Origin of the sequence: Brevibacterium sp. Mu109, assembly GCF_900169375.1 — a bacterium.
Lineage (GTDB): Bacteria > Actinomycetota > Actinomycetes > Actinomycetales > Brevibacteriaceae > Brevibacterium > Brevibacterium yomogidense_A.
Genome location: NZ_FXZF01000003.1, coordinates 52351 through 72286 on the forward strand (window position 1 = coordinate 52351; position 19936 = coordinate 72286).

The 19936-nt window shown below is 69.3% G+C and carries 18 protein-coding genes, 1 tRNA gene and 1 pseudogene; 12 read left to right on the forward strand and 8 right to left on the reverse strand.

Going from position 1 to position 19936, the window contains the following annotated elements:
• Positions 1–20 precede the first annotated feature (20 nt).
• From BSP109_RS02565 to BSP109_RS02575, 3 genes are read left to right on the forward strand one after another with little or no spacing between them, the layout of a single operon-like run.
• Positions 21–851, forward strand: a complete 831-nt coding sequence (locus BSP109_RS02565) for a thioesterase family protein (RefSeq protein WP_087006965.1) — start codon at positions 21–23, stop codon at positions 849–851.
• An 8-nt stretch (positions 852–859) separates the two neighbouring features.
• The gene (locus tag BSP109_RS02570; protein ID WP_101599279.1) at positions 860–1585 is read left to right on the forward strand and encodes an alpha-ketoglutarate-dependent dioxygenase AlkB; all 726 of its coding nucleotides are present in this window, start codon (positions 860–862) and stop codon (positions 1583–1585) included.
• A 2-nt stretch (positions 1586–1587) separates the two neighbouring features.
• Positions 1588–2190, forward strand: coding sequence for a DNA-3-methyladenine glycosylase I (locus tag BSP109_RS02575; protein WP_218777926.1), 603 nt, complete (start codon positions 1588–1590; stop codon positions 2188–2190).
• Positions 2191–2279: 89 nt separating this feature from the next.
• Here the strand turns inward: BSP109_RS02575 and BSP109_RS02580 are convergent.
• Positions 2280–2356 (reverse strand) — tRNA-Pro (locus BSP109_RS02580).
• A 184-nt stretch (positions 2357–2540) separates the two neighbouring features.
• On the opposite strand from BSP109_RS02580, the gene gcvH reads away from it, so the two are divergent.
• From gcvH to BSP109_RS02605, 5 genes and pseudogenes are all read left to right on the forward strand, one after another.
• Positions 2541–2945, forward strand: a complete 405-nt coding sequence (gene gcvH, locus BSP109_RS02585) for a glycine cleavage system protein GcvH (RefSeq protein WP_087006959.1) — start codon at positions 2541–2543, stop codon at positions 2943–2945.
• Positions 2945–3916, forward strand: a complete 972-nt coding sequence (locus BSP109_RS17940) for an FHA domain-containing protein (RefSeq protein WP_101599280.1) — start codon at positions 2945–2947, stop codon at positions 3914–3916. Before gcvH ends, BSP109_RS17940 begins: the two co-directional genes overlap by 1 nt.
• Positions 3917–3927: 11 nt before the next feature.
• Positions 3928–4389 (forward strand): annotated as a pseudogene (locus BSP109_RS02595) (bifunctional nuclease family protein); the annotation flags it as partial.
• A 198-nt stretch (positions 4390–4587) separates the two neighbouring features.
• Positions 4588–5988, forward strand: a complete 1401-nt coding sequence (locus tag BSP109_RS02600) for a class II 3-deoxy-7-phosphoheptulonate synthase (protein WP_087006953.1) — start codon at positions 4588–4590, stop codon at positions 5986–5988.
• On the forward strand, positions 5985–7052 hold the full coding sequence (locus tag BSP109_RS02605; RefSeq protein ID WP_256970293.1) for a low specificity L-threonine aldolase: 1068 nt from the start codon (positions 5985–5987) through the stop codon (positions 7050–7052). Before BSP109_RS02600 ends, BSP109_RS02605 begins: the two co-directional genes overlap by 4 nt.
• 40 nt (positions 7053–7092) lie before the next feature.
• On the opposite strand, the gene BSP109_RS02610 is transcribed toward BSP109_RS02605, so the two are convergent.
• Entirely contained in the window at positions 7093–9114 is a 2022-nt protein-coding gene (locus BSP109_RS02610) for a PASTA domain-containing protein (RefSeq protein WP_087006952.1), read from the reverse strand.
• The gene (locus tag BSP109_RS02615; RefSeq protein ID WP_179207118.1) at positions 9111–10184 is read right to left on the reverse strand and encodes a transglycosylase SLT domain-containing protein; all 1074 of its coding nucleotides are present in this window, start codon (positions 10182–10184) and stop codon (positions 9111–9113) included. Before BSP109_RS02615 ends, BSP109_RS02610 begins: the two co-directional genes overlap by 4 nt.
• A gap of 154 nt (positions 10185–10338) precedes the next feature.
• Here BSP109_RS02615 and BSP109_RS02620 point away from each other — a divergent pair, with 154 nt between their 5' ends.
• Positions 10339–10695 carry an Rv2175c family DNA-binding protein gene (locus BSP109_RS02620; protein WP_101599282.1) on the forward strand — a complete coding sequence of 119 codons (357 nt, stop codon included), beginning with the start codon at positions 10339–10341 and terminating at the stop codon, positions 10693–10695.
• Positions 10696–10740: 45 nt separating this feature from the next.
• Here BSP109_RS02620 and BSP109_RS02625 read toward each other — a convergent pair whose 3' ends face one another.
• Positions 10741–11847, reverse strand: a complete 1107-nt coding sequence (locus BSP109_RS02625; protein WP_087006946.1) for a polyprenyl synthetase family protein — start codon at positions 11845–11847, stop codon at positions 10741–10743.
• Positions 11844–12383, reverse strand: coding sequence for a hypothetical protein (locus tag BSP109_RS02630; RefSeq protein ID WP_101599283.1), 540 nt, complete (start codon positions 12381–12383; stop codon positions 11844–11846). The genes BSP109_RS02625 and BSP109_RS02630 overlap by 4 nt, the downstream gene beginning before the upstream one ends.
• Before the next feature lie 29 nt (positions 12384–12412).
• On the opposite strand from BSP109_RS02630, the gene dinB reads away from it, so the two are divergent.
• Positions 12413–13687: a DNA polymerase IV gene (gene dinB / locus BSP109_RS02635; protein ID WP_179207117.1), complete on the forward strand. Its 1275-nt coding sequence runs from the start codon at positions 12413–12415 to the stop codon at positions 13685–13687.
• A gap of 117 nt (positions 13688–13804) precedes the next feature.
• Positions 13805–14218 (forward strand): DUF3040 domain-containing protein, encoded by a 414-nt coding sequence (locus BSP109_RS02640; RefSeq protein ID WP_101599284.1) that lies wholly within the window; start codon positions 13805–13807, stop codon positions 14216–14218.
• Between the two features lie 243 nt (positions 14219–14461).
• Here the strand turns inward: BSP109_RS02640 and BSP109_RS02645 are convergent, their stop codons facing one another.
• Genes BSP109_RS02645 through BSP109_RS02655 form a run of 3 tightly spaced genes read right to left on the reverse strand, consistent with a single transcriptional unit; the run spans position 14462 to position 18890 of the window.
• Positions 14462–16798 (reverse strand): DUF3488 and transglutaminase-like domain-containing protein, encoded by a 2337-nt coding sequence (locus BSP109_RS02645; RefSeq protein ID WP_101599285.1) that lies wholly within the window; start codon positions 16796–16798, stop codon positions 14462–14464.
• Positions 16795–17940: a DUF58 domain-containing protein gene (locus BSP109_RS02650; protein WP_101599286.1), complete on the reverse strand. Its 1146-nt coding sequence runs from the start codon at positions 17938–17940 to the stop codon at positions 16795–16797. The genes BSP109_RS02645 and BSP109_RS02650 overlap by 4 nt, the downstream gene beginning before the upstream one ends.
• On the reverse strand, positions 17940–18890 hold the full coding sequence (locus tag BSP109_RS02655; RefSeq protein ID WP_087006936.1) for a MoxR family ATPase: 951 nt from the start codon (positions 18888–18890) through the stop codon (positions 17940–17942). Before BSP109_RS02655 ends, BSP109_RS02650 begins: the two co-directional genes overlap by 1 nt.
• A gap of 460 nt (positions 18891–19350) precedes the next feature.
• Here BSP109_RS02655 and mraZ point away from each other — a divergent pair, with 460 nt between their 5' ends.
• The gene (mraZ, locus tag BSP109_RS02660; RefSeq protein ID WP_087006934.1) at positions 19351–19782 is read left to right on the forward strand and encodes a division/cell wall cluster transcriptional repressor MraZ; all 432 of its coding nucleotides are present in this window, start codon (positions 19351–19353) and stop codon (positions 19780–19782) included.
• Positions 19783–19936 lie beyond the last annotated feature (154 nt).

The following is a 19936-nucleotide window of genomic DNA, read 5'->3' on the forward strand; positions in this document are numbered from 1 at the left end:
AGCCCGGATACGATCGGCTCATGACTCACACGTTCGATGCACTCATCGCCTTGGAAGTTCCGACCGACGGGGCGCAGTCCACGCCCGATGCAGGGCCTGAGGGCCCCCGGACGGTCACCGCGAGGACCCATCCCGCGTGGGCGAACATGGTGGGCCCCTACGGCGGTGCGACCGCGGCGCAGGCGCTCGCCGGCATCACAGCGGATCCGCGGGCGCAGGGGCGCCCTGCCGCGCTCACCCTCAACTTCGCGGCGCCGGTCGAGGAGGGGACGATGGACATCGTCGTCGACCCCGTGCGGACGAATCGCTCGAACCAGCACTGGACCGTGCGCATCGATCAGGAGTCGGGCACGGTGCTCACAGGCACCGCGCTGCTAGCCCGGGGGCGCGAGACGTTCACCGACACAGAGCTGTCCGTCCCGCAGGTCCCCGCGCCCGCGGACGTCGACATCACCCCGTACCAGATGGCACTGCCGTGGATGGAGAACTACGTCTTCCGCATCGTGTCCGGGGTTCCGACTGCGGCCTCCGAATCGTCGGAGACCCTCATGTGGGTGTCGCAGACGCAGCCGCGGCCGTGGGACCACGTGTCCCTCGCGGCAGCCTGCGACGTGTTCTTCCCGCGGATCTTCGCCCGGACGGGCACACCGTCGCCGGCGGGGACAGTCAGCTACACCGTGTACTTCCACACCGCACCGGAGGCCCTGGCAGCCCAGGGCGAGCACCTCCTGTGCCGGGCGGCGGCCTCGCGCTTCCATGAGGGCCACTTCGACCAGATCGGTCACGTGTGGGGCGAGGACGGGGAGCTGCTCGCGACGACGACCCAGCTCGTGTACTTCAAGGGCGTGTGAGTCGGCGGATGGGTGGCAGTGGCGAAGGTGCCCGGTTCGACGACGCACTGTTCGGCGAGGACCTGCTTCCGCGGCCCCGCCGGGAGCTGGCTCCGGGTGCCGTCTGGGTCCCAGGATTCCTCACCCCGACGCAGCAGGCCTGGCTGGTCGACCGCTTCCACGAGTGGGCGGCGGGGCCGGTCCCGCCGCGGTCGGCGAAGATCCGCGGCCACGAGATGAGCGTGGAGACCGTGTGCCTGGGATGGCACTGGCGCCCCTACGCGTACTCGCGGGATGCCGTGGACGTGAATGGGAACGCGGTCCTCGACATGCCCGACTGGATGATCCGCCTGGGGCGCAGCGCGATCGAGGCGGCGTATGGAGAGCAGGCGAGCACGTCGGAGGAGACCCCCCATCTCGAGGGGGACTACACACCGGACACCGCGCTCGTGAACTTCTACGATGACGCTGCGCGGATGGGGATGCACCAGGACCGGGACGAGAGGTCCCGCGCACCGGTCGTGTCCCTGTCGATCGGGGATTCGTGCACCTTCCGGTTCGGCAACACGCAGACGCGCACGAAGCCGTACGAGGACATCGTCCTGGAATCCGGCGACCTGTTCGTCTTCGGCGGCCCCTCACGGATGGCCTTCCACGCTGTGCCCGCGGTCCACCCCGGCACAGCTCCGGCGGGCGTCGGACTGGAATCGGGCCGCCTCAACATCACACTGCGGGAGACGGGCCTGGAAGGATGACGATGGCGGAGACACAGGGCACGGTCGTGGGGGACGACGGCCTCGCACGACCGCCGTGGGCAGCGCACGATCCGCTCCTGCGCACGTACTACGACACGGAATGGGGGATGCCGGTCCGTGACGAGCGGGGGCTCTTCGAGCGCCTCAGCCTCGAGGCGTTCCAATCCGGACTGTCCTGGGCGACGATCCTCAGGAAGCGCCCCGCGTTCCGTGAGGCCTTCGCGGGCTTCGATCCCGACGCGGTCGCCGGGTTCGACGATGCGGACATCGCACGCCTGCTCGCCGATGCCCGCATCGTCCGCAACCGCGCGAAGATCCTCGCGACCGTCGGCAATGCACGGGCGACGGTCTCCCTGCGGGAGCGGGGAGGACTCGCAGAGCTGATCTGGTCCTTCCAGCCGCAGGAGACGCCCCGACCGCAGACTCTCGCGGAGGTCCCCACGCAGTCGGACGAGTCGCGTGCGCTCGCCCGCGCCCTGCGGCGCGAGGGTTTCCGGTTCGTGGGACCCACGACGATGTTCGCCCTCATGGAGGCGCTGGGCATCGTCGACACGCATCTCGTGGGATCCCACAGGAGGGGGACATCCGGGGTGTGGGACGCATGAGAGCTTCGGTGCACTCGGTCAGCTCGAGTGATGAGTGTGAATGAGGAATGCCGGGACATCGTCTGCACGATGTCCCGGCATTCCTCAGATGGTCGGGCTAGCGGGATTCGAACCCACGACCTCTTGACCCCCAGTCAAGCGCGCTACCAAGCTGCGCCATAGCCCGTCGATTTCGCTGTGAACCGAGGATGACCTTATCCGAATGCTGAGTGGGAGGGCAAATTCTGCTGACAGCGCCCCGCGCGGCGCGGGGTGTGCTGGGAAGTCGCGCAGTCCGCGGCACCGGAATGCGATCTGCGCCACCGATGCGGCTATGCTGGGGTGGATTGACCTGACGAGGAGGAGTTGACATGGCTGATCTCACCTTTCCCGAAGGCCTGCACTATTCCGCAGAGCACGAGTGGGTCGACCGAACCGACGACGATTCGGTCGTCCGGGTAGGCATCACGGACTTCGCACAGGACTCACTCGGTGACGTCGTCTTCGTCGACATGCCTGAGGTCGGGGACACCGTCACCGCTGGTGAGTCGAGTGGTGAGGTGGAGAGCACGAAGAGCGTGTCCGACCTCGTCGCCCCGGTCTCCGGTGAAGTCATCACGGTGAACGAAGCGCTCGAGGACGCACCGGAGACGATCAACTCCGACCCGTATTCGGGCGGGTGGATCTATGACGTCCGACTGTCCGACCCGGCAGAGGTCGACGCACTGATGGACAGCGCCGCATACCGTGCGGCGGTCGAAAGCGAAGGAGCCTGATGTCTCAGCAGAACGGCGGGTTCCCCGACGGCCAGCAGCCGTGGCAGGGCCAGGAGTCGACGTCCGCGACACCACATGTCTTCCCGTTCGGGCAGCAGGGTGAGCCGGAGGCTGCTCCGCAGGAACCGCAGTACGACGCTCAGCAGGGTTCACAGCCCCAGAGCTCGCAGCCCGTTCCCCAGCAGGACTGGTCCCAGCAGCCGGCACCTCAGCAGTACAGCCCGCAGCAGTACGACCAGGGGCAGTACGACCAGGGAGTGCACAGCCAGCCCCAGCAGGGCTCGCAGCCTCAGGCATGGGGCCAGGCGCAGGTCGACCAGCAGTGGGCGCAGCAGCAGGGCCAGGTTCCCCCGCAGCAGTACGGCCAGCAGGCGCAGCCCGAACCGCAGGACTATGCGGGACAGGGCGATCAGTGGGCCCAGCCGCAGTCCGGGCAGTTCGGCTCCGGGCCCCAGCACCAGAGCCCCGACGGGCAGTCCGGCCAAGCCTTCGGCTCACAGGGCCACACGCAGAGCGGTCCTCCGCAGCAGTGGAACGACCCGCAGGCCGGTTCGCAGATGGCAGCAGGACAGGAGCAGGGCAGCCCGGGGAACCAGCAGTTCTCCGGCATCCTCGACCCGCACACGGGTGAGATCCACCCCGTTCCCGATCTGCAGAACCTCGATGAGACGGACGCTCTCCTGGTCGTCGTGTCCGGTCCGGATGCCGGGGCACAGATCCTGCTCGACACGGACGTCGTCACGGTGGGACGCAGCCCCAATGCGGACATCTTCCTGGACGATGTGACGGTCTCGCGCAAGCACGCGGAGTTCGTGAGGACGCCGTCGGGCTTCACCCTGCGGGACACCGGATCGCTCAACGGCACCTACGTGGGTCGTCAGCTCATCGATTCGATCGAGCTCCAGAACGGTGCGGACGTGCAGATCGGGAAGTTCCGCATGATCTTCCAGCAGCGTCCGCGGACCAACTGAGCGCGGAACAGATGGCGGATCTCGAAGTAGAAGTCGTCGGAGTCAGGATCGAGCTCCCCGCGAATCAGCCGATCCTCGTCCTCAAAGCGGTCGAGCGGCCCCGATATCTGCCCATCTGGATCGGGTCGTCCGAATCGACGCTCATCCAGATGACGCAGAAGGGGCTGGTCTCCGCTCGTCCGCTGACGCATCAGCTGCTGCTCGACGTCCTCGACCACTACGGTGCGAGCATTGAGCGGGTGACCGTCACAGGACGCGAGGAGCACACGTTCTACGCGCGCATCGACACGAGCGATGGGAAGCAGATCTCCGCTCGTCCGTCGGATGCGGTGCTCCTGGCCCTCACCGCGGATGCGCCCGTCTACGTGGCGGAGACCGTCCTGGATGAGGACGGCATCGACGCGCCTGAACCTGATGAGGACGCCGTGGCGCAGTTCCGGGAGTTCCTCGATCACGTGTCCGCTGAGGACTTCAGCCCGGACGCGGAAGCAGAGGACGGACCGGACGGCGCGTCGGATTCCGACGACGCAGAGCCCGACCAGGCTGGAGAGCCCGGGCGGGCGGATGCGTCCGACCAGGCCGATGATCCCGATGACGATCCGTCCGCGGAGGACGCGGACGGCCGCTGACGCGCCTCGCGCTCGGCACGAACGACCAGAGAAAGGCTCGATATGAGCTTGCACGCTGACCCGCGCTTCGATGCAGTGGGATCCGTCCGCGCGACCCCGGAGACCCTCGCAGGTCTCGAGGAATGGCGCGGTCTCGATCCGCAGCAGCAGCCCACCTATCAGGATGCGGCGGAGCTCGAGAAGGCGATGGCGGAACTGCGTGCTGTTCCCCCGCTCATCTTCGCCGGCGAAGCGGATCTGCTGCGCAGCCGCATCGCGGACGCCGCGGCAGGTAGAGCCTTCATCCTCACCGGCGGCGACTGCGCAGAGACGTTCGCGGATGCTGAGGCGGACAAGATCCGGCGCCGCATCCAGACCGTCCTCCAGATGGCGGCGGTCCTCACCTACGGCGGGTCCGTCCCGGTCGTGAAGATGGGCCGCATGGCCGGTCAGTTCGCCAAGCCGCGGTCATCGGATTCGGAGACCCGTGAGGGGACCACGCTTCCGTCGTACCGCGGCGACATCGTCAACGACCATGCCTTCACACCGGAAGGCCGTCGTCACGATCCGAACCGCCTGCTGCAGGCGTACCACGTCTCCGCGTCGACGCTGAACCTCATCCGCGCATTCACGCAGGGCGGCTTCGCCGATCTGCGGCGCGTCCACGAGTGGAACCAGGGCTTCCTCGGTTCGAACCCGAACTACCACCGCTACGAGCAGATCGCGCGCGAGATCGATCGTGCGCTGAAGTTCATGGCGGCCTGCGGTGCGGACTTCGATGCGATCAACTCGGTCGAGTTCTTCGCCGCTCACGAAGCGCTGCTGCTCGAATACGAGAGCGCCCTGACCCGGATCGATTCGCGGACGGGCAATCCGTACGCGGTGTCCGGCCACTTCCTCTGGATCGGTGAGCGGACCCGTGACGTCGACGGCGCGCACGTCGACTTCCTGTCCCGCGTCCACAACCCGATCGGTGTGAAGCTCGGACCCACGACGACGAAGGACGACGTCATGCGTCTGGTCGACAAGCTCGACCCGGAGCGCACTCCCGGCCGCCTGAGCTTCATCACCCGCATGGGCGCCGGCCAGATCCGCGAGAAGCTGCCCACCCTGCTGGCCGAGGTCGGGGCGGAGCTGCCGCAGGTCGCGTGGGTGTGCGACCCGATGCACGGCAACACGATCACGTCGGGCAACGGCTTCAAGACCCGGCGCTTCGAAGACGTGGTCGAAGAGGTCTCCGGCTTCTTCGACGCGCATGCCGAAGCGGGCACGATCCCCGGCGGACTGCACGTGGAGCTCACGGGCGACGACGTCACGGAGGTCCTGGGCGGCGGAGCGGAGATCGACGAGGAGGGCCTGCGTCGTCGCTACGAGACCCTGGTCGACCCTCGCCTCAACCACGATCAGTCACTCGAGATGGCGTTCCAGGTGGCGGAGCTGCTCACGAAGGCCACGCGCGCGTGACTCATCGGCCCCGGCCCACGATCGACCTGCGGTCCGACACGCTCACGCGCCCCACCCCCGCGATGCGGACGGCGATGGCGGAGGCGGAGGTCGGCGACGACGTCTATGCCGAGGACCCGACGATCAACGCGCTCGAAGAGCGTCTCGCGGAGATGTTCGGCCACGAGGCGGGTCTGTTCTGCGCGTCGGGCTCCCTCACGAACATGCTGGGGGTCGCCGTGTCCGTGGGCCGGGGACAGGAGCTCCTCGCGGAGTCGCGTGCACACGTGCTGCGCTCCGAGGTGGGGGGCCACGGCGCGATCGCCGGCGTCACGAGCCGCACGTGGATCTCTCCCGACGGTACGCTGAGTGCCGATGACGCGATCGCCCTGGCCGCGGACGCTCGCGGGTACAACCAGGTCGGGACCGCGCTCATCGCAGTGGAGAACACGCACAACTTCTCCGGAGGGCGCATCGCGGACATCGACGAGCTGCGCCGGCTCCGCGGACTCACCGATGCCCGCGGCATCCGCATGCACATGGATGGGGCCCGCGTGGCCAACGCCATCGTCGCGTCAGGAACCTCATTCGCAGATCAGGGTGCGGTGGTGGACACGATGAGCGTCTGCCTGTCGAAGGGCCTCGGCGCCCCGGTGGGCAGCGTGCTGACCGGTTCTGTCGCCCTCATCGACGAGGCGCGCTACCTCCGCAAGCGCTATGGGGGAGGAATGCGCCAGGCGGGGATCCTCGCGGCTGCGGGCATGTACGCCCTCGACCACCATCTGGACCGCCTCGCCGATGACCACGCGCATGCCGCGCTCATCGCTCAGGAGGTTGCCGCTGCGGTCCCCGCATTCGTGGACCCCAGCACCGTCGAGACGAACATCGTCCTGCTGCGCACCGGTGGAGCAGGCGTCAGCGCCGATGACTTCGCACGCGCGGCCGCTGACAGGGGAGTCCGCCTCATCGCGATGAACGCGGACGAATGCCGTCTCGTCACGCACCTGGATGTCTCCGAGCAGGACGCACGCGACACCGCGCGCATCCTGGCGGAGCTCGCTGAGGAGTCCGCGAACGCGGCCTGATCGTCGCTCGACCTCACACCGCCGTCATCCTCGCGGACGATCAGTCGTCTGCCGACCCGGAATCGCTCGACCCGGAATCCGACGAGTCCGAGTCGCCGGATTCCTCATCCTCATCGGCTGATGCGTCCTCCGACGGCTCATCCGCCGGTTCTTCGCCCTTCGACACTGTGAGCATGACGAGCGCGCCCTCGTCCGAATCCTCGCCGCCGCGGGGTGTCTGCGAGATGACCTTGCCCTTCGCGACCTCATCGGAGTACTCATCGTCGCGGGAGATCCGGAATCCCTCGCGGGCGAGGTTCCCGAACGCCGTGTCGTAGTCGAGTCCGGTCACGATGGGGACAGACACGGGCTCGACCCCCTTCGAGATGACGAGGTCGACCGGTGTGGCCTTCTCCGCCGGCTCGCCGCCCGGTTCGCCCTGGCTCACCACGTCGCCCTCCGGCACATCGTCGGAGAACTCGCGTGTGATCTTGCCGAGCACCATGCCGGCGGATTCGAGCGTCGTGCGTGCGTCCGCCTCCGCGGAGCCGGTGACGTCAGGGACGGTGAAGAGCTCTTCGCCCTGGGACACGGTAACCGTGACGACGGATCCGCTGTCGAGCTCGGTGCCCGCTCCCGGGTCCACGTCGAGGATCCGTCCCTCCGGGATCGACTCGCTGTAGCCCTCGGACGTCTCAGCGCGGAGGCCGGCGTCCTCGACGAGACTGATGTACTCCTCCGGGTCCTGCCCCGCGGTGACATCCGGGACCACTGCGGTGCGGTCGGTGAGTGCGACGGCGGCACCGACCGTGAGGACCGCGGCGACGAGCACCGCGATCAGTGCGACCAGCACTCCGCGCCGTCGCCTGCGCTTCCGGCCGTCGGTCGTGGACGAGCCCGCCGCCGAGGTCCCGGCGGCGGTCGCCGCCGTCGCACCGGATGCTCCCTCACCGTCCTGCGCGGGGTCGGTCTCCGGCGCCTCGGCATCAGTCGTGGACCCCGCCGCCGCGGCGGCGCCTGTCTTGACGATCGCCGGGTCGTCGGATGAGGGCTCGTCAGATGTGGACTCGTCGGATGAGGACTCGTCGTCGTGGAGGTAGGGGATCTCGTCGGTGCCGGCGCCTGTGCGGACAGGGGCGGAATCGGCGCTGGGTTCGAAGATCGTCGCGGTCGGCACCAGGATCGGGCGAGTGGCGAAGGCGGGGTCGTCCAGCGCCTTCTCGTGGCCGAGGTCCAGTTCCTCGTCCGTGAGAGTGGATCGTGCCTCTGCGACCGCTTCGCGCAGCGCCGTCGCGGTCTGGGGACGGTCATCCGGGTTGCGGGACGTCGCCCACAGCACCAGGGCGTCGAAGCGCGGGCTGAGCCCGGGCCGCTCATCCGAGGGCGGCGGCACATCCTCGTGGACGTGGCGGTACGCGACCTGGATGGCGACGTCGTCGGTGTACGGCTGGAAGCCGGTGAGCATCTCGTAGAGCATGATGCCGACCGTGTAGAGATCGGTGCGTCCGTCTGCGCCGGTGCGGGTGACCAGCTCCGGTGCGACGTAGCCCACGGTGCCCATGAGCGTCTTCGTGGTGGTGGCCGCGCTCACGGCACGGGCGAGGCCGAAGTCCGCGAGCTTGATCTGACCGTCCGCGCCGAGCAGCACGTTGTCGGGCTTGAGATCGCGGTGGATCATCTCTGCGGAGTGGACCGCCTCGAGTCCCGCGAGGATCGCATCGAGCACGATGACGGCCTGTCGCGGAGTCAGCGTCCCCCTGTGGCGGAGCTCCTTGCGCAGCGTGACGTTGGGGAGGTACTCCATGACCAGGTACACGGAGTCGCCGTCGCGGCCGGTGTCATGCACCGCGACGAGGTTGGGGTGGATGAGGGTCGCCGCGGATCGTGCCTCTCGCTGGAAGCGCTCGACGAAGCCCTCGTCATCGAGCAGATGGCGGTGCATGATCTTGAGTGCGATGACGCGGTCCAGGCGCAGGTCGGTGCCCTTGTAGACCATCGCCATGCCGCCGCGCGCCACGGCGTCGTCGATCCGGTACCTGTCGTCGAGCACCTGACCGATCAGCGGATCGGTGAGCGTGGTCATCGTCCTCCCTCCGCTCGTGCCCTGTCGGTCAGGATCTGCACATTCGCCGCGAACCGCTGTGCGTCGCGGTACGGTCCGTGCAGCCGGACGGAGGCGAGCCCCTGGTAGTAGCCGTGGAGTGCTTCTGTCTGCGTCTGCGCGCGCTCGAGGAGTGACGCGAGGATCGTGACGCCGGCCGTCACGTTGTCGGCGGGATCGAGCACGTCGAGCGCGCGTCCGATCGTGTGGGCCGCGCAGTGCGCGGCGTGCGGTGTCGTCTGCATGATCCCGATGGCGTTCCCGGGGCTCACGACGGCGTGGTTGAATCCGCTCTCCGTCTGCGCGACGGCGAGTGCGAGGTGCGGTTCGAAGCCCAGCTCACGGGAGACGCGCTCGACGAGAGCACGTGCTGCGCGGCGGGACGGAACCGGACGCGCGAGCAGGCTGCGTCGATTGATGCGCGCAGCCTTAGCGGTGTCGTCCGGATACCCCTCGGTCGGGGCCGACAGCGACGGAAGATCCAGTGCGTCCGTCCGCGGCCGCGCACTCATGGCGCCCGTGCCGGACAGGCTGAGCAACTCTCCCTCGACGATGAGCTGCGACGTGCCCATGGCGTTGGCCCGCTGCAGGTCCGCTGGACTGCGACGGTGCCGCGCAGCGATCGACTGGAGGGTTTCGCCGGGCCGTGCACGGTGGGTGGCGGGACCGTCGGTCACCTGACGCTCCGGAAGCGAGAGGATCTGACCGGGACGCAGCTGGGGGCGTCGTGCCAGGCCGTTGAGGTCGACGAGCGCGGGGACCGATACTCCGAACCGCGCCGCGACGTTCACCAGGTCATCGCCCTTGCGGACTCGGTACGTGCGGCCGCCGTGGGTGGCCGGGACGGATTCCGACGCGGTGCCGGAGGTGAAGCCCGGTGCTGTGGCGACGTCGAGGGGGAGCGCGGGCGCGTGGTCCGACTCCTGGGTCTGCGGCGCGTCCGCCGGCGATGACAGCAGCGCGGAGACCATGAAGGGATCCGGCGCGGTGGAGGTCCGTGCTCGGTCCCGGCGGCGCGCGGTGGGCGCTGGGTGCTCCGTCGACAATGTCATCATCCGTCCTGCAGGTGGTCCGGTGCTCGTGGGGGAAGTCGGCATCACGCAGACGGGAACAGCGTATCCAGGCCGGGCAGTGAACCGGCGGCACCTGACAGGCGTGTCGCGATGGGGGAGGCGGAAGACCGCCGCGAGTCGTTAGGCTGGGAGGGTGAATGGATCAGAAGAACTCGTAGACGCATGGTTGCCGCTCCCCGACATCGCTGAGCGGTCCGGGCTGGGGATCTCGAAGGTGCGCAGGCACATCGAGGACCGGGCGCTGATCGGAGTGAGGCGGGGCGACCGCGATGTGTTCCAGGTTCCGGAGCTCTTCCTGGACGCTGACTCGCTGCCGCTCACGCACCTGCGCGGCACGCTCACGACCCTGATGGATGCGGGCTTCGATGAGGAGGCGGCGATCGTGTGGCTCTTCACGCCCGACGAGACGCTCCCCGGTCGGCCCATCGACCTGCTGCAGGCGGGGAACAAGGGCGAGGTCCGCAGGCGCGCGCAGGCACTGGCACTCTGACCTGCCTATCGGGCGGGCCGGTGCGCGGCGTGTCCGCGCGCCCGATCACCGGTGCCGCTGCGTCAGCGCATCGGCGAATCCCTCCAGGACCGCCGCATCGTCGCGCGCGACGCCCAAGCGCACCAGCTCATCCAGCGCGGTGAGCGCCCGCGCCGTCTCCGTCTCGATGAGGCGCTCGAATGCGCTCAGCGCCCCGCAGTCGGTCATGATCGCCGTCATCCGGGTGACGTCATCCCCGGAGATGTCCTCAGCCCCCAGCCTCGCCTCGAACCAGCGTGCATCGGCCTCCGCGGCGCGGTCGAGAACCTCTGCGACCAGGATCGTCCGCTTTCCCTGGACGAGGTCGTCGCCGGCGGGCTTCCCCGTGACCTGCGGATCGCCGTAGACGCCCAGCACGTCGTCGCGCATCTGGAACGCACGGCCCAGGGGCAGCCCGAACGCTGCGAGAGCCGCCCGCAGGGCGTCGTCGGCGTCCGCGAGCGCTGCTCCGAGCACCAGCGGCTGGACGACCGTGTACTTCGCGGTCTTGTGCGTGAGGACTTCGTCCGCGCGCTCGCGCAGCTCCGCACGCGGTGCGTTCACCGCCTGGAGCTCGATGTCGAGGAACTGGCCCAGCATGACGTCCCGGCGCAGAGCGGCGTGCGCGTCTCGCGCCGCCGGTGCGTTGGCGAAGCCGGCGGAGTCGAACAGCTCCTCGCTGAGTGCGAGGCAGAGATCGCCGCCGATGATGCCCGCTCCCGTTCCGTACAGGACCGGATCGCCGCTCATGCTCAAGCGCGCGTGGGCATCGCGGAAGCTGGCGTGCATCGCCGGTCTTCCGCGACGTGTCTCCGAATCGTCGATGATGTCGTCGTGGACCAGCGCCGCGGCGTGGAGGAGCTCGACCGATCCGGCGGCCGCCGCGATCGCTCCGGCATCAGCGCCGCCGGCCAGTTCGTATCCCCACCACGTGAGGACTGCGCGGACGCGCTTTCCGCCGGAGGTGAACGTCCGCAGCGGATCCATGAGCCTGTCTGCGACGGGGGAGATCTCCCGCAGGGTCGTCGCCGTGCTGGTGAGGAACGTCTCGAGGGTCGCATCGACACGGGCCCGGACCTCGGTGTCGGGGGTCAGTCTGCCGCTGCGCGGCCCGTCCGCGTGGCTCGCGGTCACGGAAGGACCTTGCCGCCGACCGATACGAGCAGGCCGTCTCCGCCGTCCGGATCCGGTGCGATGCTCACGGCGAGGGTCTGACCCGCTTCATCGGAGTGATACGACTGCGAGGTGACGTCTGCGTCGGACGAGGGATCGCCCACGGGTTCGAAATCGGCGTCCTCGAAGTGGTCGCTGTAGAACTCGAGCACGTCCTCTTCCGATGAGGTGGTGCGCATCGTGAGGTTCGCGACGACGGGCTGCCCGTCGGCGGCCGGTTGGACGGACGAGAGGACCACCTCGGAATCTGGAAGCGGCGGGATCGCAGACGGGAAGCCGTCGACGACCGCTCCGCTGGTGGCCTGCACCTCAGGGCCCGAGGGCGTCTCGGCCTCTTCCGGAGCATCCGTGCCCGCACCGGTGGCGGACTCCTCAGCGGAGGGAGCGGACTCTGTCGGGGGAGCGCTGTCGCCGTCCGTTTCCGGAGCGGAGCAGCCGGCGAGCGCGAGTGCGGCGGCCGTGCAGGCGAGCACGGTCCAGGGAGAGCGGAGTACCATGCAGACCAGAGTACCGCGCGGGGGTGGATGTGAGTCGAAAGCAGCTTGCCCGGGGCGGGGGCGACCTCGACCGACTGGGCACCGACGACGCCGGATGTGTGATCCTCCACATCGACATGGACGCCTTCTTCGTGGGCGTCGAGCTTCTCAGCCGTCCTGACCTGGTGGGTCGACCGGTGGTCGTGGGCGGCAGCGGAGGCCGGGGCGTGGTCGTGTCCGCGAGCTACGAGGCCCGCGCATACGGAGTGCACGCGGCCATGCCGGTGGGCAGAGCGATGACGCTGTGCCCGCAGGCGATCCTCATCCCTCCGTCCAGGGGCCTCTACAGCGCGTACTCGCAGCAGGTCTTCGACATCGTGGCCCGGGTGACCGACGACTACGTCCGGGTGAGCATCGATGAGGGCTACGTCGACGTGACCTCGGCGGTGCGGAGGCTGGGTTCGCCGGGTCGCATCGCCCAGGACCTCCGCGCGGTGATCCGGAGAGAGACCGGACTCGTGGCGTCCATCGGGGCGGCGTCGACGAAGGTCGTGGCGAAGCTGGCCTCCACCCGGGCGAAGCCCGATGGGCTGCTGGTCGTGCCCGTCGACGAGGTGGCGGCGTTCCTCCGCCCGATGCCCGTCGAGGCGCTGCCGGGCGTGGGGCAGAGCACGCAGAACGCCTTCGCCCGGTACGGTCTCCGCACGATCGCGGATCTGGCCGATGCCGACGAGGCGTGGGTGGCGCGGACATTCGGCGCGCACGGCAGAACGCTGCGGGACTTCGCCCACGGCATCGACGATCGTCCGCTCCGCAGTGAGCCGAAGGACCACTCCGTGAGCGCCGAGCATACGTTCGCCGAGGACGTGTGGGATCCCGAGATCCTGGAGATCGAGCTGCTCCGCCTCTGCGACGACGTGGCCGGTCGCCTGCGGAAGGAGGGCGCCACGGCACGCGGGGTGGGGCTGAAGTACCGGTTGGCGGACTTCACCACCTTCAGCCGTTCGGTGACGCTGCCCGTGCCCAGCGACCTCCCGCACGACCTGCGCACTGCACTGCTCGGCCCGCTGCGCAGGCTGCGGGCCGAGCATCGTGCAGGTGTGAGACTGCTGGGAGTCCGCGCGCACGGACTCGCCGACCTCGCATCCTCAGGGCGGCAAGGATCCCTGTTCGAGGTCGACGAATCGGGGGAGTCGACCACCGGCGACGGGTCGACAGGTGACTCCGCGGAGGGGGCGAGCGACGCCCAGCGCGCCCTCGACGAGGTGAGGCGCCGATTCGGCGGAGACTCGATCACGGCCGCCTCACTGCTGCGCCGAGGATGACGGCTGGGCTATTTCCCAGGTTGGCGACTATCATGGGAGGAGTATCGCGGCGCCTCGCGGAATCATTCCGCTCCGCGTCAGCGGACACCGCGCAGATCACGAATCGAGGAGATCGGGATGGCTCTCTCAGACCACGAGCAGCAGCTGCTGGACCAGCTCGAACAGCAGCTGAGGGAAGACCCCAGTTTCACCCGCAGCATCTCCGAGGATCAGCCGGTCGGTCCGGGGGCCGGATTGTCCGCCACTCGCGTCGTCATCGGTGTCGTGGGCGTCGTCATCGGACTGGCCATCGTGCTCGGTGCGATCTGGTCGGGCATCTGGCCGCTCGGTGTGCTCGGCTTCGCCGTCATGGTGGGCGGCGGCTTCTGGGCGCTGTCGTCGGGCAAGACGCCCATCGCTGAAGCGCCGCCGTCGCGCCCGGCAGGCGGGCCCGGCCCGTCGACTGGCCAGACCGGCCAGAACGGCCGGAAGTCCTCCGGGTTCATGGACCGGATGGAGGATCGCTGGGACAAGCGCCGCGGCGGGCAGTGATATTCCTCACGCCTGAGCGCCGGCTCTGACGTCATTCGAACCCCGGCACTCACGATCAGCTGATCGTGAGTGCCGGGGTTCAGTCGTCTTCAGATTTCACGCGCACGTCGCGTCGGACCCGTCGCACCCGTGAAGCCGCCCCTCCGAGGGGCCGCCTTCTCATGAGCCCTGCCTCCTCATGAGCCCTGCCTCCCCGTGATCCGACCGGTGTGCCCGCCGGACCACGGGGGAGCGGCCCGTGCCTCAGCTGTCTCCCGCACCGGTCTGCGGGGCCGCGGCCTCCGGCGCCTGCTTCCGCGAGACCTCACGCCCCCGCGGCACCCGCTGGAACAGGCTGCGCGGCAGGATCGTCGCACGGATGCGGCTCCATACGCCCATGTCTCCAGCACGTGCGCTGCGCAGTGCGGCGATGAGTCGTGCGGACTCGTCGGTGGAGGGCACAGCGCGTTCGTCCGCGCCGCCTCCGTACCGCAGTGCTTCGGCAGCGTCCGCCGCGCGTGCGAGCGTCTGCGCGTCGTCGGGCTCGAGCCCCGTCGCCAGGCGCTGCTCGTGATCGCGCAGCGTCCGACTGCGGTCCCACCCGCGGCCGTCGTCGATCGCCGTCGCAGCGATCTCCTCCCACACGCCCTCCGCACGGGCGGTCGCTCCACCCGACAGGCGGGATCGGCGCATGAGGATCCGAATGACTGCGGGAACGACGACGAGCAGTGCGAGCAGCACGGCTCCGACGGTGAGGACGAGCCATGTCGGCACGGAGCCGGACAGCGGGTCCGCGTCGTCGGCGGCCTCGGTCTCCTCCTCCTCGGCCGGAGGCGTCTCCTGAGCGGTCTCCGTCTCCTCGGCCGTCTCCTCGGTCGGGGATGCGCTCTCGTCGTCGGAGCCCTCGCCTCCGCCGCTGGCGTCCGCCCACGGCGGGGGGTCACCGGCAGGGCCGCCGGGGGTGGGTTCGAACCGCACCCAGCCGGCCCCCTCGAAGTAGAGCTCCGGCCAGGCGTGGGCCTGGTTGAGGCGGACTTCGAACTCACCGTCGTCCGTGGGCGTTCCCGCTGTGAAGCCGACGCCGATCCGGGCGGGGATGCCGAGCGACCTCGCCATCGCGGTCATCGCTCCGGAGAACTGCACGCAGTATCCACGACGATCGCGCAGGAAGTCCTCGAGTGCGGACCCCGATGCGTCGGCCGGCGCGTCGAGGGAGTACTCGAACTCATCGCTGCGGAGCCAGTCCTGCAGCGCCACGGCGGACTCCCATTGGTTCTCGGACCCCTCCGTGACGTCCTGCGCAGTCGTGCCGATGACGTCCGGGACGTCGTCCGGAAGCTCGAGTGCGGACTCGAACTCGTCCTCGTCGACGGGCTCCGCCTCCACGAGCTGGTCGACGGTGGGCTCGACCGACCGATAGTCGACCGTGTACTCGGCGTCGGTGGACAGCACTCCGTTGCCGACGATCGTGAGTGTGGACGGATCGTAGATCCACCGCCGCTCCACTCCGTCCACGGAGGACGGCGCGTAGGGCGCCGGCAGGTGCTGCTCATCGAGGTCCGTGATCGAGATCTGCGCGGACCGCTCGACGACCGGAGTGTCGGCGGCGACGCCCGCGGGCCGGGGGAGTCCGTCCGCGGCGACGGCGAACGGATCGATGTCGAAGGGCTCCGGCATCCACGTCGTGCCGTCGAACGCGCTCACGCTCGTGAGTCGGATCGGAGGTGCCAGCGGATCATCGGTGGAGTAGGTGAACACCACCTGGTCGTTCGACTGATCGAGGTCGGCGTGGAGGTCGAGGAACGGGTTGATGACCGTGATGTCCTCGGGCTGCCCGAGCGGCTGCTGCGGACGCTGGGCGACGGGCGGGAGCAGCATCGGCAGCCCCACGCCCAGCACCAGCGCAACAGCACCGGCCACGATGGAGAAGGCTGCGGCTCTCCGCACGCGCACCGCGAGGTAGCGCGACAGCATGAGCACGACGAAGGCGCCGCCGATCGCCGCGAAGTGATGCCACGCCAGCTGGGGGCCGGCCAGGAACACCGGGATGATCCAGATGAGCAGCAGGAGGATGCCGCCGATCTTCGGCGCGCGCAGATCGGCGACGAGACCGTCGATGAGGATCGTGATGAGGCCGATGCCCACGACCAGGATCGCGGTGAAGCCCGGGGTCGACGGCGCCGGGGCAGTGGTCGCATAGATGTCGTCGATGCCGGAGCCGAGGACTGAGAAGAGTTCGGCGAATGCGCCCGGGCTCGGCACGCCGAACGGCATGGCGGACGGGACGCAGAGGTAGAGGGCCGCGATGACGGCCAGGATGCACTGGCCGAGGACCGCGGATCCGGTGGCGCGGATCGCGGGGATCGCGCGGAGCAGCGCGCCGCTGACCACGACGAGCGCGATCATGACGAGCGTCGGCGGGAGCCATGCCCAGTCGGCGAAGATCGCGCTCACGCTGTAGGCGGCGAGCATCATCGCGAGCGCTGTGCAGACCGCGGGGAGCCAGGGGGCGGTGTCGTGACGTGCTCCGACGCCGCTCTGGGGAGACCCGTCGGCCGTGGGAGACGGGGGCGCGGGAGCCGTCGTGGGGCCGGCGCTCATCGCACTGCTCCCGCGTCCCGGCGCCACTGGTGGGGCACGTTGAGGGCACCGCCGAACAGTGTGGTGTCGAGGCTCACCCCATCGTCGTCGAGCTCTTCGACGACGAACCGGGAGCGTGCCTGCCCGCGTGGCAGCTTCGAGCTGAGGGCATCGGCGCGTGCGGTCGACAGGGCGCAGATGGACACGTGCCATGCGGACTTCGGAACGTTCGTGTCGTCGGGGACCTGGGCACCGGCGGGGTGACGAGCGGATTCGAGTCGGACCGCGTCGCGTCCTCGTCCGCTGGCCAGGAGCAGCCGGGTCGGGCCCGACCAGAAGATCACCTCCGAGTCCCTGTCGAGGTGGTGGAGCGCAGCGGCTGCTGCGGCCGTCACCGCGATGTCCGCGCCGTGCCCTTCGGGGTCTGCGCCGAGAGTGTCGAGCAGGATGACGGCGGTGGGCGTCTCCTCATGGGCGCGCTCGCGGACCATGAGCTCGCCCAGGCGCGCCGTCGACGACCAGTGGACGTGCCTCATGTCGTCACCGGGGACGTATTCGCGCGTGTGGAAGTCGAGCGTCGACGTGCCGCGCAGCAGGCGGTCGGAATCCGACTGGTCGAGGCTGGTCCGCGGTGCGGCGTGCACCGGGAGCCGCTGGTCCGGCACTGCGACCGCGACCGTGAGGCGGGTGCCGGTCCGCCGACGGCGGGTGACGAGGCCGAAGGGCCCGTCGATGCGCAGGCCGACGTCCGCGACTCCGCTGATGCCGCGACGGGTGGGGATGACGGTGACCGAGGCTCCGTCCTCTCCGCGCGCGGAGAGGCCCGGGAGCTTCAGCGTCCGGTCCGGGCCGAAGCCGTCCTCCATGCGCAGATCCAGTGTGAACGACCCGACGGGGAGCGGGGTCCTGTTCTGGACGCTCAGGTCGATCTGCGCCTCCTTGCCGACCGTGGTCAGCGGGCTGCCGTCCACATGGCGGGTCCGTGACGAGAGGGCCACGGCGAGGCGCCCCGACGCGACGGCGACGACGAGCCCGGACAGGATGACGAGCGCGACGAGGAGGAGGCCCGCGGGGAGCATGCCTGGGAGAGAGAAGCGGTAGGCCGCGATCCCCAGCGCCGCCCCGAGGAGCAGGAAGATGAGCCCGGAGGCGGTGGGACGCATCAGCGCACCGGCACCCGGCGGAGGATGTCCCCCACGATGGACGCCGCGAGCTGGGGGTCGTCGCCCTCGCGCGGGACGATGCGGTGGGAGAGGACGTCGACGGCCAGGCTCTGGACGTCGTCGGGAGTGACATAGCCGCGTCCGCCGAGCACGGCGAGGACCTTGGCCGTCCGCAGCAGCTGCACGCCGGCGCGGGGTGACGATCCGAGCGCGATGGCGGGGTCGTTCCGCGTCGCGTCCAGCAGGGACACGATGTACGCACGCAGCTCCGGGGTCGCCTGCACGTGGCGGATGAGGTCCCGCGCCTGCGTCACCTCGTCGAGGGTCGTCACAGCAGAGGTCTGCGCCAGGGGGTCGTACTCGACGTGGTGGTCGAGCATGTCCGACTCTGCGGCTGAAGACGGGTAGCCGATCGAGATGCGCGCGGTGAAGCGGTCGCGCTGCGCTTCCGGGAGGGAGTACGTGCCCTCCATGTCCACGGGGTTCTGGGTCGCGACGACCATGAAGGGCTGCGGCATGCGGTACGTCGTGCCGTCGACGCTCGCCTGGTTCTCCGCCATGCACTCGAGCATCGCGGACTGCGTCTTGGGGGACGCGCGGTTGATCTCGTCCGCGATCACCACATTCGCGAACACCGGGCCCGCGCGGAACTCGAACGCACGTGTCTCCTGGTTGAAGATGCTCACACCGACGACGTCGGACGGCAGGAGGTCCGGGGTGAACTGGACGCGGCGGACGCTTCCGCCGACGACTCGCCCGAGCGCCTTGGCCAGGAGCGTCTTGCCCACGCCCGGAACGTCCTCGAGGAGGAGATGTCCTCCGGAGAACAGGGTGATGAGCGCAGTGCGGACAGCGTGATCCTTGCCGTCCAGCACGCTGTTCATCGCCGCACGCGACTTCTGTGCGACGGATTGGATGTGCGTGATGTGGTCGTTCCCGAGCGCGGTCATGGCGCCCATTCTCCCCTACAGGCCAGCACTGCTCCACTTCGCGTGTGCGGGGTCACCCCACTCGCCTCCGCTGAGCGCCTCCGGCCAGTGCTCCCCACCGCCCTCCCCGGCTCTCCCCACTCACCTCCACTCGCGCCCTCCACTCGCCTCCACCGTGCTGTGAGGCGCGCGGTAGGCACGCGGAGCGACAAGCGCTATACCCCTCTCACCTGCGTGGATGCCGGAGAGGTGCGGTGTGCGGGGTGGGTGGCCGGGTGGCCGATGTGGGGCTGCTCCGCGTCCCGCGACACGCCTGGAAATGCGGCTCCGCTCGGTTCGTCCCACTTCCCTCCACCCGGTTGACCTGGGCAAACATCGTCCCTCTAGGCAAAACAGGGTTGAATGCGGCAAACTGTGGAGGCAAGTGGAGTACAGTGGGAGCCATCGGAGCCCCCAGGGGATCCGAAGGGGGTGAGGCACCGTGTTCCTCGGTACGCATGCGCAGCGTCTTGATGACAAGGGCCGCCTCATCCTTCCCGCGAAGTTCCGTGAGGAGCTGGCGAACGGCCTGGTGCTGACCCGTGGGCAGGAGCGCTGCCTGACGGTCTTCTCCACCAGGGAGTTCGAGAGCGTCCACGAGCAGATGCGAGCGGCGCCCATGACGAGCAAGAGCGCAAGGGACTACCTGCGCGTGTTCCTCTCAGGGGCGTCTGCGGAGCAGCCCGACAAGCAGAGCCGGGTCACCGTTCCGCAGGCCCTGCGGCAGTACGCGGGGCTGGACCGCGATGTGGCCGTCATCGGCATGGGGAACCGTGCTGAGATCTGGGACGCCCCCACCTGGGAGCAGTACCTGGCGGAGACGGAGCAGGGCTTCGCGGATCGCTCGGACGAGGTGATCCCCGGGGTCATCTGACGAATACGCGCTGGATCGAGATCCTCGCCCGCCTGTGGTTTCGGGGCACTTCCCCGGTTCCGAAGCCCACAGGTCCTGACGCACTTCCCCGGCGGCAGGGCGCGGGCGGTCGGGGTTCTGGACCCAGCGCACCCGGTGGGAGGCGGCACAGGAA

Excerpts from the sequence above, each read along its gene's own strand:
- BSP109_RS02565 (WP_087006965.1), top strand. The coding sequence starts at position 21 with ATGACTCACACGTTCGATGCACTCATCGCCTTGGAAGTTCCGACCGAC.
- BSP109_RS02570 (WP_101599279.1), top strand. The coding sequence starts at position 860 with ATGGGTGGCAGTGGCGAAGGTGCCCGGTTCGACGACGCACTGTTCGGC.
- BSP109_RS02575 (WP_218777926.1), top strand. The coding sequence starts at position 1,588 with ATGGCGGAGACACAGGGCACGGTCGTGGGGGACGACGGCCTCGCACGA.
- gcvH (WP_087006959.1), top strand. The coding sequence starts at position 2,541 with ATGGCTGATCTCACCTTTCCCGAAGGCCTGCACTATTCCGCAGAGCAC.
- BSP109_RS17940 (WP_101599280.1), top strand. The coding sequence starts at position 2,945 with ATGTCTCAGCAGAACGGCGGGTTCCCCGACGGCCAGCAGCCGTGGCAG.
- BSP109_RS02600 (WP_087006953.1), top strand. The coding sequence starts at position 4,588 with ATGAGCTTGCACGCTGACCCGCGCTTCGATGCAGTGGGATCCGTCCGC.
- BSP109_RS02610 (WP_087006952.1), bottom strand. The coding sequence starts at position 9,114 with ATGACCACGCTCACCGATCCGCTGATCGGTCAGGTGCTCGACGACAGG.
- BSP109_RS02615 (WP_179207118.1), bottom strand. The coding sequence starts at position 10,184 with ATGACATTGTCGACGGAGCACCCAGCGCCCACCGCGCGCCGCCGGGAC.
- BSP109_RS02630 (WP_101599283.1), bottom strand. The coding sequence starts at position 12,383 with ATGGTACTCCGCTCTCCCTGGACCGTGCTCGCCTGCACGGCCGCCGCA.
- BSP109_RS02640 (WP_101599284.1), top strand. The coding sequence starts at position 13,805 with ATGGCTCTCTCAGACCACGAGCAGCAGCTGCTGGACCAGCTCGAACAG.
- BSP109_RS02645 (WP_101599285.1), bottom strand. The coding sequence starts at position 16,798 with ATGAGCGCCGGCCCCACGACGGCTCCCGCGCCCCCGTCTCCCACGGCC.
- BSP109_RS02650 (WP_101599286.1), bottom strand. The coding sequence starts at position 17,940 with ATGCGTCCCACCGCCTCCGGGCTCATCTTCCTGCTCCTCGGGGCGGCG.
- BSP109_RS02655 (WP_087006936.1), bottom strand. The coding sequence starts at position 18,890 with ATGACCGCGCTCGGGAACGACCACATCACGCACATCCAATCCGTCGCA.